This is a genomic window from Pseudomonas brassicacearum (genome assembly GCF_003732225.1).
Taxonomy (GTDB): Bacteria; Pseudomonadota; Gammaproteobacteria; order Pseudomonadales; family Pseudomonadaceae; genus Aquipseudomonas; species Aquipseudomonas brassicacearum_E.
Genome location: NZ_MOBJ01000002.1, coordinates 73,966 through 89,753, shown reverse-complemented (window position 1 = coordinate 89,753; position 15,788 = coordinate 73,966). Strand labels below are relative to the sequence as shown.

The window sequence follows — 15,788 nt, the reverse complement described above, 5'->3', positions numbered from 1 at the left end:
GGCCCGACCTTTGCTCTACGCTTATCAAGCGCTCAAAGCGCGTACTCCCTTATAAGCACAAAAGCCAAGGAGATACTCACCATGCGTTACGCTCACCCTGGTACTGAAGGCGCTATCGTTTCGTTCAAGAGTAAATACGGCAACTACATCGGCGGCGAGTTCGTCGCGCCTGTCAAAGGTCAGTACTTCACCAACACCTCACCGGTCAACGGCCAACCGATTGCCGAATTCCCCCGTTCCACGGCCGAAGACATCGAAAAAGCCCTGGACGCTGCTCATGCAGCCGCCGATGCCTGGGGCAGCACGTCTGCTCAGGCACGCTCGCTGGTGCTGCTGAAAATAGCCGACCGCATCGAACAAAACCTCGAAGTCCTGGCGATCACCGAAAGCTGGGACAACGGCAAAGCCGTGCGTGAAACCCTCAACGCCGATATTCCGCTGGCCGCTGACCATTTCCGCTACTTCGCTGGCTGCCTGCGCGCCCAGGAAGGCAGCGCCGCGGAAATCGACGGCAACACTGTGGCTTATCACATTCACGAACCACTGGGCGTGGTCGGGCAGATCATCCCGTGGAACTTCCCGATCCTGATGGCTGCCTGGAAACTCGCTCCAGCCCTGGCCGCCGGTAACTGCGTGGTGCTCAAACCCGCCGAGCAAACCCCGCTGGGCATTACCGTGCTGCTTGAACTGATCGGCGACCTGCTGCCGCCCGGCGTACTGAACGTGGTGCAAGGTTTCGGCAAAGAAGCCGGTGAAGCCCTGGCCACCAGCAAACGCATCGCCAAAATCGCCTTTACCGGCTCGACTCCGGTCGGCTCGCACATCATGAAATGCGCTGCCGAAAACATCATCCCGTCCACCGTGGAACTGGGCGGCAAATCGCCGAACATCTTCTTCGCCGACATCATGCAAGCCGAACCGACCTTCATCGAGAAAGCCGCCGAAGGCCTGGTGCTGGCGTTCTTCAACCAGGGCGAAGTCTGCACCTGCCCATCCCGCGCACTGGTGCAAGAATCGATCTACGACGACTTCATGAAAGTGGTGATGAAGAAAGTCCTGCAAATCAAACGTGGCGACCCGCTGGACACCGAGACCATGGTCGGCGCCCAGGCGTCCGAGCAGCAATTCGACAAGATCCTCTCCTACCTGGAAATCGCCAAAGGCGAAGGCGCGGAGCTGCTGACTGGCGGCAAGGTGGAAAAACTCGAGGGCAACCTGGCGACCGGCTATTACATCCAGCCGACCCTGCTCAAGGGCACCAACAAAATGCGTGTATTCCAGGAAGAAATCTTTGGCCCGGTGGTGAGCATCACCACCTTCAAGGACGAAGCCGAAGCCCTGGCGATTGCCAACGACACCGAGTTCGGCCTCGGCGCCGGCCTCTGGACCCGCGACATCAACCGCGCCTACCGCATGGGCCGCGCGATCAAGGCCGGTCGCGTCTGGACCAACTGCTACCACCTGTACCCGGCTCACGCCGCGTTCGGTGGCTACAAGAAGTCCGGCGTCGGTCGTGAAACCCACAAAATGATGCTCGACCACTACCAGCAAACCAAAAACCTGCTGGTGAGCTACGACATCAATCCACTGGGCTTCTTCTAGAAACCGGGGGCGACGCTGATGTTTCGGCGTCGCCCTTCAAATGGCTATCGCGAGCAAGCTCGCTCCCACATTGGTTCTGTGAACTCTGGGGAACCACTGTGGGAGCGAGCTTGCTCGCGATGGCGTCCTAACTGACACACCGAACATCGCCCTGCCGCTCTGGCACGGGCTTTGCGTGCCCGCTCGACAGATTAACCGCTGCGTGAACAGCGTCTATCCACTCAAACCGCTGTACCCGAAAGTCCAACAGATCAAACAATAAAAAAGACAGAGAGGACTTATGACTTCTTCAACAACGCTCAAACCCACACTCGGTACCCTGCACCTGTGGGGCATTGCCGTCGGCCTGGTGATTTCCGGCGAATACTTCGGCTGGAGTTACGGCTGGGGCACCGCAGGCACTCTGGGTTTTCTCGTCACCGCATTGATGGTGGCGACGATGTACACCTGCTTCATCTTCAGTTTTACCGAACTGACCACCGCCATTCCCCACGCTGGCGGGCCTTTTGCCTACAGCCGACGGGCCTTTGGTGAAAAAGGCGGTTTGATCGCCGGGATCGCCACGCTGATCGAGTTCGTCTTTGCACCACCGGCCATTGCGATGGCCATCGGCGCCTACCTGAACGTGCAATACCCGGATCTGGACCCGAAAATCGCCGCAGTCGGCGCCTATTTCGTGTTCATGGGCCTGAACATCCTTGGCGTCAGCATTGCCGCGACCTTTGAACTGGTGGTGACTGTGCTGGCGGTGGCCGAATTGCTGGTGTTCATGGGCGTGGTTGCACCGGGCTTCAGCTTCAGCAACTTCGTGCTCAACGGCTGGTCCGGCTCCAATGAATTCACCGTCGCCTCGATCCCCGGGATGTTTGCGGCGATACCGTTTGCTATCTGGTTCTTCCTCGCGATCGAAGGCGCGGCCATGGCTGCCGAAGAAGCCAAGGACCCGAAACGGACGATTCCCAAGGCTTACGTCAGCGGCATTCTGACCCTGGTGTTCCTGGCGATTGGCGTGATGGTCATGGCTGGCGGCGTGGGTGACTGGCGGACCCTGGCGAACATCAACGACCCGCTGCCACAGGCGATGAAAGCCGTAGTGGGCAACAACTCCAGCTGGATGCACATGCTGGTGTGGATCGGTCTGTTCGGTCTGGTGGCCAGCTTCCACGGGATCATCCTCGGCTACTCGCGCCAGTTCTTCGCCCTGGCTCGCGCCGGTTACCTGCCTCGTGGCCTGGCCAAGCTCTCGCGCTTCCAGACCCCGCACCGGGCGATTCTGGCCGGCGGCGTGATCGGCATCGCGGCGATCTACAGCGATGGTCTGGTCAACCTGCAAGGCATGACCCTGACTGCTGCAATGATCACCATGTCGGTGTTTGGCGCTATCGTGATGTACATCATCAGCATGCTCAGCCTGTTCAAACTGCGCAAAACCGAGCCGCTGCTGGAACGCACCTTCCGCGCCCCGGGCTATCCGATCGTGCCAGGCATTGCGCTGTTCCTGGCGGTGGTCTGCCTGGTGGCGATGGCCTGGTTCAATACCTTGATCGGGATGATTTTCCTCGGCTTCATGGTGGCAGGCTTCATCTACTTCCAGTTGACCGCCAAACAGCGCTTCGACGCACCAGCGGATGCGATGCTCACCGGTATATAACGTGCACCTGCGCCGGGCCGTTTTCCCGGCGCATGCATTATTGAAGTGCACTGAGATCCAGTGTGGGAGCGAGCTTGCTCGCGATAGCGGTCTGACATCCGGCATATGTGCTGAATGACACACCGCTATCGCGAGCAAGCTCGCTCCCACAGGGGGTCAGCGGTGTATTTGAGTCACTTATAGAATCAAGAGGACACCGCTCATGGCTGCATTTGCCCATACCGTCGGCGCCCGGACCTACCGTTTCGACGGTCTCAAGGAAGTCATGGCCAAGGCCAGCCCCGCGCGCTCCGGGGATTTTCTGGCCGGCGTCGCCGCCCTGAACGATGGCGAACGGGTTGCCGCGCAAATGACCCTGGCTGACATCCCGCTCAAGCATTTCCTGCAAGAAGTGCTGATCCCTTACGAATCCGACGAAGTCACCCGACTGATCATCGACACCCACGACGCCAGCGCCTTTGCGGCCGTCAGCCACCTGACCGTCGGCGGTTTTCGCGACTGGCTGCTCAGCGATGCGGCCGACGAGCACAGCCTGCGCGCCCTCGCCCCCGGCCTGACCCCGGAAATGGCCGCTGCCGTGTCGAAGATCATGCGCGTGCAGGACCTGGTGCTGGTGGCACAGAAAATCCGCGTGGTGACCCAATTTCGCGGCACCATGGGCCTGCGCGGTCGCCTGTCGACCCGTCTGCAACCCAACCACCCTACCGACGAACCAGCCGGCATCGCCGCGAGCATCCTCGACGGTCTGCTCTACGGTAACGGCGACGCGATGATTGGTATCAACCCGGCCACCGACAGCATCGCCTCGATCTGCGCCATGCTGGAAATGCTCGACGCAGTGATCCAGCGCTACGAAATCCCGACCCAGGCCTGCGTACTGACCCACGTCACCACCTCAATCGAGGCGATCAACCGTGGCGTGCCGTTGGACCTGGTGTTCCAGTCGATCGCCGGAACCGAAGCGGCCAACGCCAGTTTCGGTATCAGCCTGAGCGTGCTGCAGGAAGGTTATGAAGCCGGTTTGAGCCTCAATCGCGGCACGCTGGGGCAAAACCTGATGTACTTCGAAACCGGCCAGGGTAGCGCGCTGTCGGCCAACGCCCATCACGGTATCGACCAACAAACCTGCGAAACCCGCGCCTATGCGGTGGCGCGGCACTTCAAGCCGTTTTTGGTGAACACCGTGGTCGGCTTCATCGGCCCGGAATACCTCTACAACGGCAAACAAATCATCCGCGCCGGCCTCGAAGACCACTTCTGCGGCAAGTTGCTCGGCGTGCCGATGGGCTGCGACATCTGCTACACCAACCACGCCGAAGCCGACCAGGACGACATGGACACCCTGCTGACGCTGCTGGGCGTGGCCGGGATCAACTTCATCATGGGTATTCCGGGTTCCGACGACATCATGCTCAATTACCAGACCACGTCGTTCCACGACGCACTCTACGCGCGCCAGACCCTGGGCCTGAAGCCGGCGCCGGAGTTCGAGAGGTGGCTGGCGAAAATGGGTATCTTCACCCAAGGTGACGGCAAGATTCACTTCGGCAACAACCTGCCGCCGGCCTTTCGCCAGGCCATGGCGCAACTGGGATGAGTAATCTGCTGATGGATAAACCAACCGTCGACCCGCAAAACCCCTGGCTGGGACTGCGCCGCCTGACCCCGGCACGCATCGCGCTGGGTCGTACCGGCACCAGTATGCCGACCGGCGCGCAACTGGATTTCCAGTACGCCCACGCCGAGGCCCGCGATGCCGTGCACCTGCCCTTCGACCATGCCGGGCTCAGCCAGCAACTGGCCGAACGCGGGCGCGACAGTCTGCTGCTGCACAGCGCCGCCAGCGATCGACACAGCTATCTGCAACGGCCAGACCTGGGTCGCAAGCTGAGTGACCCGTCCGCGCAAAAACTGCGCGAACACGCGTTGGCCAACCCGGGTGGCGTTGATTTGGCGATAGTCGTGGCCGACGGCCTGTCGGCGCTGGCGGTGCATCGGCACACCTTGCCGTTTCTGGCGCGCATGGAAGAACAGACCCACGCCGAAGGCTGGTCGTTGTCGCCAGTGATTCTGGTGGAACAGGGGCGCGTCGCCGTGGCCGACGAAATCGGCGAATTGCTCGGCGCTAAAATGGTCGTGATCCTGATCGGCGAACGCCCTGGCCTAAGCTCGCCAGACAGTCTCGGCTTGTATTTCACCTATAATCCAAAGGTCGGCCTGACGGACGCCTATCGCAACTGTATTTCCAATGTCCGGCTCGAAGGTCTGAGCTATGGCATGGCGGCACACCGTTTGCTGTACTTGATGCGCGAAGCCTGTCGACGGCAGCTGTCAGGGGTCAACCTGAAGGACGAAGCCCAGGTCCAGACTATTGGGTCGAAAGATGACGCTGATATGAAAGGAAATTTCCTACTCAGCCTGCCGGATGCCTGACCTGTATTCGCATTGCGTTTTTGCTCTGTTTTCAGGCAGCATCGACGAACGGCCGCCCGAGTAGTGAACCGATTGCCGTCGTATCCACTGGAAACTGCCGCCCTATCTACTTGAAGTTGAGGCCTAGCATGCGGATTACTCAAGCAACCCTCGAGCACCTGGACCTTCTGACGCCCTTGTTCGTCAAGTACCGCGAGTTTTATGGCTCGCTGCCTTACCCGGACTCGTCCCGGGCCTTTCTGGAAAAACGCCTGCGGCGCAAGGAGTCGGTGATCTATCTGGCCCTGCCCGATGATGACGACAGCAAATTGCTGGGTTTTTGTCAGCTGTACCCAAGCTTTTCATCCCTGTCGCTCAAGCGCGTGTGGATCCTCAACGATATCTACGTCGCCGAAGACGCCCGCCGCCAATTGGTCGCCGACAACCTGATGCGCACCGCAAAGAAAATGGCCAAGGAAACCCAGGCGGTCCGCATGCGCGTGTCCACCAGCAGCGACAACGAAATAGCGCAAAAAACCTACGAGTCCATCGGTTTTCGCGAAGACACCGAGTTCAAGAACTACATTTTGCCGATCAGCGAAGGGCTGTAAGCTCGTAGGAGCTGCCGCAGGCTGCGATCTTTTGATCTTTCTTTTGATCTTTAGCGTCCCGACATTCGCTAAAAATCAAAAGATCGCAGCCTGCGGCAGCTCCTACGGGGGCTTCTCCCGTCCCTTGGAAATCCCTCGCTACAAACTCGACACGCTTTTCACCTTTCAGTCCGTATAATCCGGAGCCTCACAGGCTGTAAGAATAGCTCCACGGTCCTGTAGCCTAATTTTCGAAAACATTCGCACAGGCCTGCTGAGTCGGGCCGTTACCACAGGTGCCCACCATGGATTTCAACCCGATCGACCTAATCCTGCATCTCGACGTTTACCTCGACATGCTGGTGAACAACTACGGGCCATGGATTTACGCCATCCTGTTCATGGTGATTTTCTGCGAAACCGGCCTGGTAGTAATGCCTTTCCTGCCGGGTGATTCGTTGCTCTTCATCGCAGGCGCAGTAGCGGCCGGTGGCGGCATGGACCCGGTGCTGCTGGGCGGTTTGCTGATGCTGGCGGCGATTCTCGGTGACAGTACCAACTACCTCGTCGGGCGAACAGCCGGCGAAAAGTTGTTCAGCAATCCGAACTCGAAGATCTTCCGTCGCGACTACCTGCAACAAACCCATGACTTCTATGACAAGCATGGCGGCAAGACCGTGACCCTGGCGCGTTTCCTGCCGATCATCCGGACCTTCGCACCGTTCGTCGCCGGCGTCGGCAAAATGCCTTACCCGCGCTTCTTCGCCTTCAGCGTGTTCGGCACCATCCTCTGGGTCGGTGGCCTGGTTACCCTGGGTTATTTCTTCGGTAACGTGCCGTTCATCAAGAAGAACCTGTCGCTGCTGGTGGTGGGCATCATCCTGCTGTCGCTGCTGCCGATGATCATTAGCCTGATCCGCAATCGCCTGGCCAACGCGAGCTCCAAAGCCGAGTCGCGCTGAGCGTCCATGTGGTTCCTGAATGCCTGGCGCCGCCAGCGCACGCTGGCCAAACACCCCGTTGCCGATGAAACCTGGCAGCGGGTGCGCCAACACCTGAGTTTTCTCGACGGCCTCAGCGAGGCCGAAGATCAGTGGCTGCGCGAGGCCGCCGTGCTCTTCCTGCAAGACAAACACCTGACCTGCCTGCCCGGCGTTGAACTGCACCAGGAACAACGCCTGCTGCTTGCCGCGCAGGCGCAGTTGCCGCTGTTGCACCTGGGCGACCTGAACTGGTATCAGGGTTTCCACGAAATCGTGCTCTACCCCGACGACTTTCTCAGCCCGCAGCGCCATCGCGATGCCAGCGGCGTCGAGCATGAGTGGAACGGCGAGCACAGCGGCGAAGCCTGGCAACAGGGCCCGATCATTCTGGCCTGGCCGGGCGTGATGGCCAGCGGTGGCTGGGAAGGCTACAACCTGGTGATCCACGAACTGGCGCACAAACTCGACATGCTCAACGGCAACGCCAACGGTTTGCCGCCGCTGCACAGTGACATGCGCGTCAGCGACTGGGCGAAGGTCATGCAACATGCCTACGACGACCTCAATCGCCAACTGGATCGCCACCCGCACGCCGACACTTCGATCGACCCTTACGCAGCGGAAAATCCGGCCGAATTCTTCGCCGTCACCAGCGAATATTTCTTCAGCGCCCCGGATTTACTGCACCAGACTTATCCACAGGTCTATCAGCAACTGCAGCTGTTTTACCGCCAGGACCCACTGGCGAGGCTTCAGCAACTGCAAGCCACACATCCGGGCTATCAGGCACACGACTAAGGTCTAGGCGACCGCCGATACGTGGCACTGGCGGCGGAATATGCCTATAATCGCCGCCACTTTTTGGTCAATCCGGCCAAGTCATTTGGCCACTTACGGGGGCACCGCCCAATGAGCTACAGCAAGATTCCGGCTGGCAAAGACCTGCCGAACGACATCTACGTCGCGATCGAGATTCCGGCCAACCACGCGCCGATCAAATACGAAATCGACAAAGACAGCGATTGCCTGTTCGTTGACCGTTTCATGGCCACCCCAATGTTCTACCCGGCCAACTACGGTTACATCCCGAACACCCTGGCGGACGACGGTGATCCCCTCGACGTGCTGGTCGTGACCCCTTACCCGGTTGCTCCAGGTTCGGTGATCCGCGCGCGTCCAGTCGGCATCCTGAACATGACCGACGACGGCGGCGGCGACGCTAAAGTCATCGCAGTTCCACACGACAAACTGTCCCAGCTGTACGTCGACGTGAAGGAATACACCGACCTGCCACCGCTGCTGATTCAGCAGATCGAGCACTTCTTTGCGAACTACAAAGATCTCGAAAAAGGCAAATGGGTGAAGATCGAAGGCTGGGACGGCGCAGATGCCGCTCGCGCCGCGATCATGAAGTCGGTTGCTGCCTATAAAGGCTGAGAAGCAGCGGTAAGCTTCTAGCGGCAAGCTTCAAGAGAAACCCCGGTTATCCGGGGTTTTTTTATGAGTGTTAAAACACCAGGATAAACAGAGCGTTTAATGAAACAAAGTCTAACGTTTATACATGTTTAATATGAACTAACAATATCCTGCACTACAGCAGAATATTCCCGCGAAGATTGATCCGGTTGTTTATTTAATCCCGTGCCTCCGGCCCGTAAACTCCGTTTATGAAAAAGCACAAATGCGGCCCACGCTTCAAAGCGCTCCTGAAAGCGGTGAACATCACCCCGACGGCATTCGCGGCTTTCTGCAACGTCGAGCCCCAGCACGTAAACAACTGGTACATCCGCGGCGTTCCCTACCCGAGGATGGACGAAATCGCCCGCCTGTTGAGCGTCAACAGCCTATGGTTGCTCAACGGCGAAGGCCCCATGCACCCGGGTCAGAACCAACTTGCCGATCAGACCGGCAATGTTTTCGACGCACAAGAAACACGCGGCGTGTACATCGTGAACATCGACTCGGCCGATATAGAAATCCCGCTGTATAAAGAAGTCCCCACCGCCCCCGGCGCCAGCGACACCCAGGTCGCCGAAATACCCGGCGAATCCATCCGCCTGCCGCGACACTACCTCGAAAGCCTGGAAGTCGAACCGGCCCAAGCCATCTGCGTGCCGATGGTCGGCGACAGCATGTCGGAGAAAATCGAAGACGGCTCAACCCTGGCCATCGACCGCAGCCTGACCCAGGTCGTCGACGGCCAGATCTACGCCCTCGAACACGCCGGCATGCTACGCATCAAATACCTGCACCGCCTCCCCTCCGGCGCCCTGCGACTGCGCAGCCACAACAGCAGCGGCTACCCCGACGAGATCTTCAGCGCCAAAGAGATCGAAGCACAGAACATCGAAATCCTCGGCTGGGTCTTCTGGTGGTCCACGCTGAACAAGCGACGGCCACCGGTGCCGTTCTGTTGACCACCGGACAAGCCCGAAAAGATCGCAGCCTTCGGCAGCTCCTACAGATCCGGCGCACACCTGATCAATCGTAGGAGCTGACGAAGGCTGCGATCCTGGCTATCTCTGCCCAACAGAGTACTTGGGTAATGAAGAAAACTGATCGCTCCCCATTCACCGATCAGCCCCGTAATCGCTCTGGATAGCACTTCAAGCTGGGAATTCCCCAAAAAAATCAGTATGCTGCGCCCCACATTTGTATCGACCCGCCAACGCCGGTCCGATCGCACCGACGAGGCAGATGACTTTCTCGCCAAGTCCCACAGCCGGACGCAAGATCCGGGTGTACGTTTTGAAGGCTGGTACGGTTTACCAAAAATAAACCAAGCCAGTCCCCGAGTAGCCGGCCACAAGCCGGCTTTTTAATGTCTGCAGGAAAGTAGCCATTAGAGGTGTTTCACTACATGGAACCAGGGCAATTGGGCAGCAGGCTGCTGCCCAAATTGACCATCCGGGCAATGCTGGGCGAAGAAGGCCATGTACTTGAGGTTACGACTGGAGAAGCCACGAACCTCAGGGAAAGCATCCGTTAGATCGCAGGCCAGGCGCTCGATGACTTTAGCGCCCCAACCTTGGGACTCCTGCCGCTGCCGAATCTCGCCCCCGATGCGGTGATAGAGCTGAACCAGCTCGGCATTGACCTCCAGTGCTGCCCGTTGCCGGGCATGGGTGATGTCACCTTTCAGTTGGGCTAGCCAAACGGCATAGCCCTCGGGTAGTGCGGGGGGCGAGATTTTGGTCATGCACACGCCTCCTCGACCAGTTCCTCGGCTTCGGGTAGGCGGATTTGGCCAGAGATCAGGCGGGGGAGCAGGGTGTCGCGGAGGTGGGTTAGGGTTTGGGCTTGCAGACGGTTTGCATAGACCCGCTCGAAAATGGGAGATGGCCGCCCAATCAAGCATTTCACTCGGTCTTATCGCTCGGGGGCGTCTACTTGTTTTCCTTGGCCACCCACTGCGTACCTCGTGCAGTCAATCGGTACTTCTGTGCCGGACTGCGCGGAGAGTCGGGATGAGTCATTTCGATCAGTCCGGCGGCCAGTGCGGGGTTCAGGTAGTTGTTGCGGAAGGTAGGGCGATGCGCCAGGCGCAAACGCTGCATCAGCTCCCCGGCTTTGAGGGCAACGCTACCGCTCAAGACTTGAAGCAGTCGGACTACTTGGTCGCTAGCTTGATCGCTTACTTGATCGCTTGCCGGGTCGGCCTGCGATGTATCCAGCAAGGCCTGTTGCAACGCCTGCAACATAAACTCCACAAATGGCGAGGCCTCGGCCTGTTGATCGGCTGCGGCCAGGGCGGCGTAATAGGTGTCCTGTTGCTCGCGAATCACTGTCTCCACCGGTAGCCAGGCCAGTACGGGACGCCATTGGCTGAGTATCAACGTTTGCCATAAGCGCCCCATGCGCCCATTGCCATCGGCGAACGGATGGATGAACTCGAATTCATAGTGGAATACACAGCTGGCAATCAGTGGATGCAGGTTGGTACCGGACAGCCAGCCGAGCAGATCATCCACCAGCGTTGGCACACGACTGGGCGGCGGAGCCATATGCACCAGCGTCTCCCCCCGGTAGATGCCTACCCCACCACGGCGGAACTGCCCGGCGTCGTCAATCAATCCGTGCATCAGCAGGTCATGGGCTTCCAGCAGATGCTCCCGGGACGCAGGCTGCCAACCGGGCATCGCCTCATAGGCCGCAAAAGCATTACGCACTTCCTGAATCTCACGCGGCAGACCTAATACCCGTCTGCCGTCCAGCACCGCAGTGACCTGTTCGACACTCAGGGTGTTGTTCTCAATGGCCAGCGAGGCCTGGATAGTGCGAATGCGATTGCCCCGACGCAACTGTGGCGTCAGTGTCGCCTCATGCCGTGCCGACAGTCGTCCAACCTGCTCGCTGATCTCGGCAACCAAAGCGAGCATGGAGGGTGTCAGGGTCAACGGGGGCTGGTAGCGACTCATGGGGCTATTCGCATCCCTAGGCTGTGCGAATGAAAGAACGCTGATTATCGTGCATGTGAGCGCTCTCGGGGTGATTAACCTTCTGGTCACGCCGGTACGCTATGGCATTTTCGGGTCCTCCGCCGCCGGAAATGAAGCCGAACTCCACCCCATCAGCCCATATACGGTCCATTGACTGCCCATCCCCAAAGCGCTCAACCTATCCCGCGCCTGAACGGGCTCGGCGAATACCCCACGCCTTTCCCAATCCCATCGCCTCTGTAAGGGCACAACCATGAGAAAGTGGCTTTCCCTGCTGTTCGCCGCCGCGGTTTTTCATCCCCCCGCTGCCTTCGCCGACTGCGCCAGCTCCCCCAAGCCCGTGACCGAAGCTTTCTATAACGGGTACCTGCAAAGTTTCAGCGCTGGAAAAGACCCGCTGACCGATGATATTGCGCAGATGAAGCAGTACGTTTCGGACGAGCTGATCGACAAGATCAAAAAGCAGATAGCCAGCCCGGACGGGCTGGAAGAGGACTATTTCATCAAGGCTCAAGACTACATGGAAGAATGGCTCACCCAAATCAAGGTAGGTGAACCAAACGTGCAGGGAGCCTCAGCCAGGGAGCAGGTCACGTTGGGCAATACGCCCGATACGACGCAAATCGTTGATGTGCTGCTGGTCAAGAACAATGGCTGCTGGAAAATTAATGACGTGCTGTCCACAGCGGATCAGAGTGACTGATCGATGGCCGACCGTTTCTTCTGAATCGCCAGGCGCGCTGACGAGCTACTGGACGGTGAGCCGAATAGCTCACACAATCGGCTCACAAGATGAGCCGAATAACCCCAGTCTGCCCGGAGCAGGCCGCAGCACCCGATATCAGGTCAATTATTCGGACAGCACCGGGGCCTGACGCGACGGGAACAGCCCCCCTCCATTTGCCCCTCTCCCCCCTATCTGCTAGTGTCGCGCCGGTTTAACGTCTACCGGAAATCGCCGCCATGGCCCGCAAAAAAGCTGCACTGGATTTCGAACAATCCCTCGCTGACCTGCAAACGCTGGTCGAGCGCCTGGAGAACGGCGAGCTGTCGCTGGAAGACTCGTTGACCGCTTTCGAGCAAGGCATCGGGCTGACCCGTGATTGCCAGGCTGCGCTGGCGCAGGCCGAGCAGAAGGTTCAGGTGCTGCTTGAGCGTGATGGCGAGCTGACCGAGGCTCCCTTTGACGCGGAACAGCCAGAATGATCGCGGCGTATTCGGCCAGCAGTCAGGCCCGGGTCAACGCGGCACTCGAAACCCTGTTCAACGCGCCGAGTCCTGAACTCGCACGCTTATATGAAGCCATGCGCTACAGCGTGATGAATGGCGGCAAACGCGTTCGTCCGTTGCTGGCTTACGCTGCGTGTGAAGCGCTGGGCGGTGATGCCGAGCAAGCCAACGGCGCGGCCTGTGCGGTGGAGTTGATCCATGCGTACTCGTTGGTGCACGACGACTTGCCGGCGATGGACGATGACGATCTGCGTCGCGGCCAGCCGACCACGCATAAAAAATTCGACGAAGCCTGCGCGATTCTCGCCGGTGACGGTCTGCAAAGCCTGGCGTTCAGCGCCCTGCTCGACCCACGCCTGAATGGCGCCGACGCCGAGATTCGCCTGCAAATGGTCAGCGCCCTGGCGTTGGCGGCGGGCCCGGCCGGGATGGTCGGCGGTCAAGCCATCGACTTGGGTTCGGTCGGTTTGAAGCTCGATCAAAAAGCCCTCGAATACATGCACCGGCACAAGACCGGCGCGTTGATCGAAGCCAGCGTCAAGCTCGGTGCCTTGGCCAGTGGTCGTGCCGAGAAAGACCAACTCAAATCCTTGCAGACGTATGCACAGGCCATCGGCCTGGCGTTTCAGGTGCAAGACGACATTCTCGACGTCGAAAGCGATACCGAAACCCTCGGCAAGCGCCAGGGCGCCGATATTGCCCGGGATAAACCGACTTACCCGGCGCTGCTCGGCCTCGATGCGGCCAAGGCCTATGCCCTGGAACTGCGCGATCAGGCCCTGCACGCGCTGCGACCGTTTGACGCGTCGGCCGAGCCGTTGCGTGACCTGGCGCGCTATATCGTCGAACGCCGCAGCTGATCGCAGGCTCGCTGCCCACCGCATTTCGGCCAAGTTCCGAGCTCTGCGTGGGCAGCGTGCGATGCATCAGGTAAACTGCCGCCTCTTTTATACCTATAACGATTCGCCTGATGCCCACGACGTTTCATGAGATTCCCCGCAAGCGCCCGACCACGCCCCTGCTCGACCGTGCCAACACGCCGGACGGCCTGCGCCGGTTAGGCGAAGCCGAGCTGGAAACCCTGGCGAATGAGTTGCGCCTGGAATTGCTCTATACGGTCGGTCAGACCGGTGGGCATTTCGGTGCCGGCCTGGGTGTTATCGAGCTGACTATCGCGTTGCATTACGTTTTCGACACCCCGGACGACCGGCTGGTGTGGGACGTAGGTCATCAGGCCTATCCGCACAAGATCCTCACCGGTCGCCGCGAGCGCATGGGCACCCTGCGCCAGAAGGACGGCCTTGCGGCTTTCCCGCGTCGTTCCGAGAGCGAGTACGACACCTTTGGTGTCGGCCACTCCAGCACCTCGATCAGCGCAGCGCTGGGCATGGCGATTGCCGCCCGCCTGCAAAACAGTGATCGCAAGGCGATCGCAGTAATCGGCGACGGCGCACTGACCGCGGGCATGGCGTTCGAAGCGCTGAACCACGCGCCGGAAGTCGACGCCAACATGCTGGTGATCCTCAACGACAACGACATGTCGATCTCGCGCAACGTTGGCGGGCTGTCGAATTATCTGGCGAAGATCCTTTCCAGCCGCACTTACGCGAGCATGCGTGAAGGCAGCAAAAAGGTCCTGTCGCGCCTTCCCGGCGCCTGGGAAATCGCCCGTCGTACCGAAGAGTACGCCAAAGGCATGCTGGTTCCCGGCACCCTGTTCGAAGAGCTGGGCTGGAACTACATCGGCCCGATCGACGGCCATGACCTGCCCACCCTGATCGCCACCCTGCGCAACATGCGTGACCTCAAGGGCCCGCAGTTCCTGCACGTCGTGACCAAAAAAGGCAAAGGCTTCGCCCCGGCGGAAGTCGACCCGATCGGTTACCACGCGATCACCAAGCTCGAGCCGCTGGATGCTCCGGCCGCCGCGCCGAAAAAAGCCGGCGGGCCGAAGTACTCCGGCGTGTTTGGCGAGTGGCTGTGCGACATGGCCGCCGCCGACCCGCGTCTGGTCGGCATCACCCCGGCGATGAAAGAAGGCTCCGACCTGGTGGCCTTCAGCGAGCGTTTCCCGCTGCGCTATTTCGACGTGGCGATTGCCGAGCAACACGCCGTCACCCTCGCGGCCGGCATGGCCTGCGAAGGCGCCAAACCGGTGGTGGCGATCTATTCGACGTTCCTGCAGCGCGGCTACGACCAGCTGGTTCACGATGTGGCAGTACAGAACCTCGACGTGCTGTTCGCCATCGACCGTGCTGGTCTGGTGGGCGAAGACGGCCCGACCCACGCAGGCAGTTTCGACCTGTCGTTCCTGCGGTGCATCCCCGGCATGGTGGTGATGACCCCGAGCGACGAAAACGAGCTGCGTAAAATGCTCAGCACCGGCCATCTGTACAACGGCCCGGCGGCAGTGCGTTACCCACGGGGTACGGGGCCGAACGCGACCATCGAGAAAAACCTCGAACCGATTGAAATCGGCAAAGGCGTGATTCGTCGTCAGGGCAGCACAGTCGCCCTGCTGGTGTTCGGCGTGCAATTGGCCGAAGCACTGAAAGTCGCGGAAAAAATCGATGCGACCGTGGTCGATATGCGCTTCGTCAAACCGCTGGATGAAGCATTGGTACGCGAGATTGCTGGCAGCCACGAGTTGCTGGTGACCATCGAAGAAAACGCCATTATGGGCGGTGCCGGTGGTGCGGTCAGCGAGTTCCTCGCCCGCGAGAACATCCTCAAGTCGATGCTGCATCTAGGCCTCCCGGACGTTTACGTCGAGCACGCCAAACCGGCGCAAATGCTCGCCGAATGCGGCCTGGACGAAGCAGGTATCGAAGCGGCCGTACGTAAGCGCCTGCAACTGCTGAACCTCTAAACTCCAAACCTG

At 59.7% G+C, this 15,788-nt stretch carries 15 protein-coding genes; 13 read left to right on the top strand and 2 right to left on the bottom strand.

Going from position 1 to position 15,788, the window contains the following annotated elements:
• Positions 1–81 precede the first annotated feature (81 nt).
• From exaC to BK659_RS01960, 9 genes are all read left to right on the top strand, one after another.
• Positions 82–1,602 carry an acetaldehyde dehydrogenase ExaC gene (gene exaC, locus BK659_RS02000; RefSeq protein WP_123423481.1) on the top strand — a complete coding sequence of 507 codons (1,521 nt, stop codon included), beginning with the start codon at positions 82–84 and terminating at the stop codon, positions 1,600–1,602.
• 280 nt (positions 1,603–1,882) lie between these two features.
• Positions 1,883–3,253, top strand: coding sequence for an ethanolamine permease (gene eat, locus BK659_RS01995; protein WP_123423480.1), 1,371 nt, complete (start codon positions 1,883–1,885; stop codon positions 3,251–3,253).
• A 202-nt stretch (positions 3,254–3,455) separates the two neighbouring features.
• Positions 3,456–4,850, top strand: coding sequence for an ethanolamine ammonia-lyase subunit EutB (locus BK659_RS01990; RefSeq protein ID WP_123423479.1), 1,395 nt, complete (start codon positions 3,456–3,458; stop codon positions 4,848–4,850).
• An 11-nt stretch (positions 4,851–4,861) separates the two neighbouring features.
• Positions 4,862–5,686, top strand: coding sequence for an ethanolamine ammonia-lyase subunit EutC (gene eutC, locus BK659_RS01985; RefSeq protein WP_123423657.1), 825 nt, complete (start codon positions 4,862–4,864; stop codon positions 5,684–5,686).
• A 128-nt stretch (positions 5,687–5,814) separates the two neighbouring features.
• On the top strand, positions 5,815–6,276 hold the full coding sequence (locus BK659_RS01980; protein WP_123423478.1) for a GNAT family N-acetyltransferase: 462 nt from the start codon (positions 5,815–5,817) through the stop codon (positions 6,274–6,276).
• Between the two features lie 284 nt (positions 6,277–6,560).
• On the top strand, positions 6,561–7,217 hold the full coding sequence (locus tag BK659_RS01975; RefSeq protein ID WP_123423477.1) for a DedA family protein: 657 nt from the start codon (positions 6,561–6,563) through the stop codon (positions 7,215–7,217).
• A 6-nt stretch (positions 7,218–7,223) separates the two neighbouring features.
• The gene (locus BK659_RS01970; RefSeq protein ID WP_123423476.1) at positions 7,224–8,036 is read left to right on the top strand and encodes a M90 family metallopeptidase; all 813 of its coding nucleotides are present in this window, start codon (positions 7,224–7,226) and stop codon (positions 8,034–8,036) included.
• Positions 8,037–8,147: 111 nt separating this feature from the next.
• Positions 8,148–8,675, top strand: coding sequence for an inorganic diphosphatase (gene ppa, locus BK659_RS01965; RefSeq protein WP_123423475.1), 528 nt, complete (start codon positions 8,148–8,150; stop codon positions 8,673–8,675).
• A 230-nt stretch (positions 8,676–8,905) separates the two neighbouring features.
• Entirely contained in the window at positions 8,906–9,655 is a 750-nt protein-coding gene (locus tag BK659_RS01960; protein ID WP_123423474.1) for a S24 family peptidase, read from the top strand.
• A gap of 425 nt (positions 9,656–10,080) precedes the next feature.
• Here BK659_RS01960 and BK659_RS01950 read toward each other — a convergent pair whose 3' ends face one another.
• Both BK659_RS01950 and BK659_RS01940 read right to left on the bottom strand, forming a co-directional pair.
• Positions 10,081–10,437 (bottom strand): DUF1016 N-terminal domain-containing protein, encoded by a 357-nt coding sequence (locus BK659_RS01950; RefSeq protein WP_404942500.1) that lies wholly within the window; start codon positions 10,435–10,437, stop codon positions 10,081–10,083.
• 187 nt (positions 10,438–10,624) lie between these two features.
• Positions 10,625–11,656 (bottom strand): Fic family protein, encoded by a 1,032-nt coding sequence (locus tag BK659_RS01940; protein WP_123423472.1) that lies wholly within the window; start codon positions 11,654–11,656, stop codon positions 10,625–10,627.
• 274 nt (positions 11,657–11,930) lie between these two features.
• Between BK659_RS01940 and BK659_RS01935 the strand changes: the two genes are divergently transcribed.
• The 4 genes from BK659_RS01935 to dxs all read left to right on the top strand — a co-directional run bounded on the left by BK659_RS01935 (position 11,931) and on the right by dxs (position 15,776).
• The gene (locus BK659_RS01935) at positions 11,931–12,380 is read left to right on the top strand and encodes a DUF3828 domain-containing protein (protein ID WP_123423471.1); all 450 of its coding nucleotides are present in this window, start codon (positions 11,931–11,933) and stop codon (positions 12,378–12,380) included.
• A 260-nt stretch (positions 12,381–12,640) separates the two neighbouring features.
• Entirely contained in the window at positions 12,641–12,883 is a 243-nt protein-coding gene (locus BK659_RS01930) for an exodeoxyribonuclease VII small subunit (protein ID WP_019693836.1), read from the top strand.
• The gene (ispA, locus tag BK659_RS01925) at positions 12,880–13,767 is read left to right on the top strand and encodes a (2E,6E)-farnesyl diphosphate synthase (protein WP_123423470.1); all 888 of its coding nucleotides are present in this window, start codon (positions 12,880–12,882) and stop codon (positions 13,765–13,767) included. The genes BK659_RS01930 and ispA overlap by 4 nt, the downstream gene beginning before the upstream one ends.
• Before the next feature lie 110 nt (positions 13,768–13,877).
• On the top strand, positions 13,878–15,776 hold the full coding sequence (dxs, locus tag BK659_RS01920; RefSeq protein ID WP_123423469.1) for a 1-deoxy-D-xylulose-5-phosphate synthase: 1,899 nt from the start codon (positions 13,878–13,880) through the stop codon (positions 15,774–15,776).
• Positions 15,777–15,788: the final 12 nt, after the last annotated feature.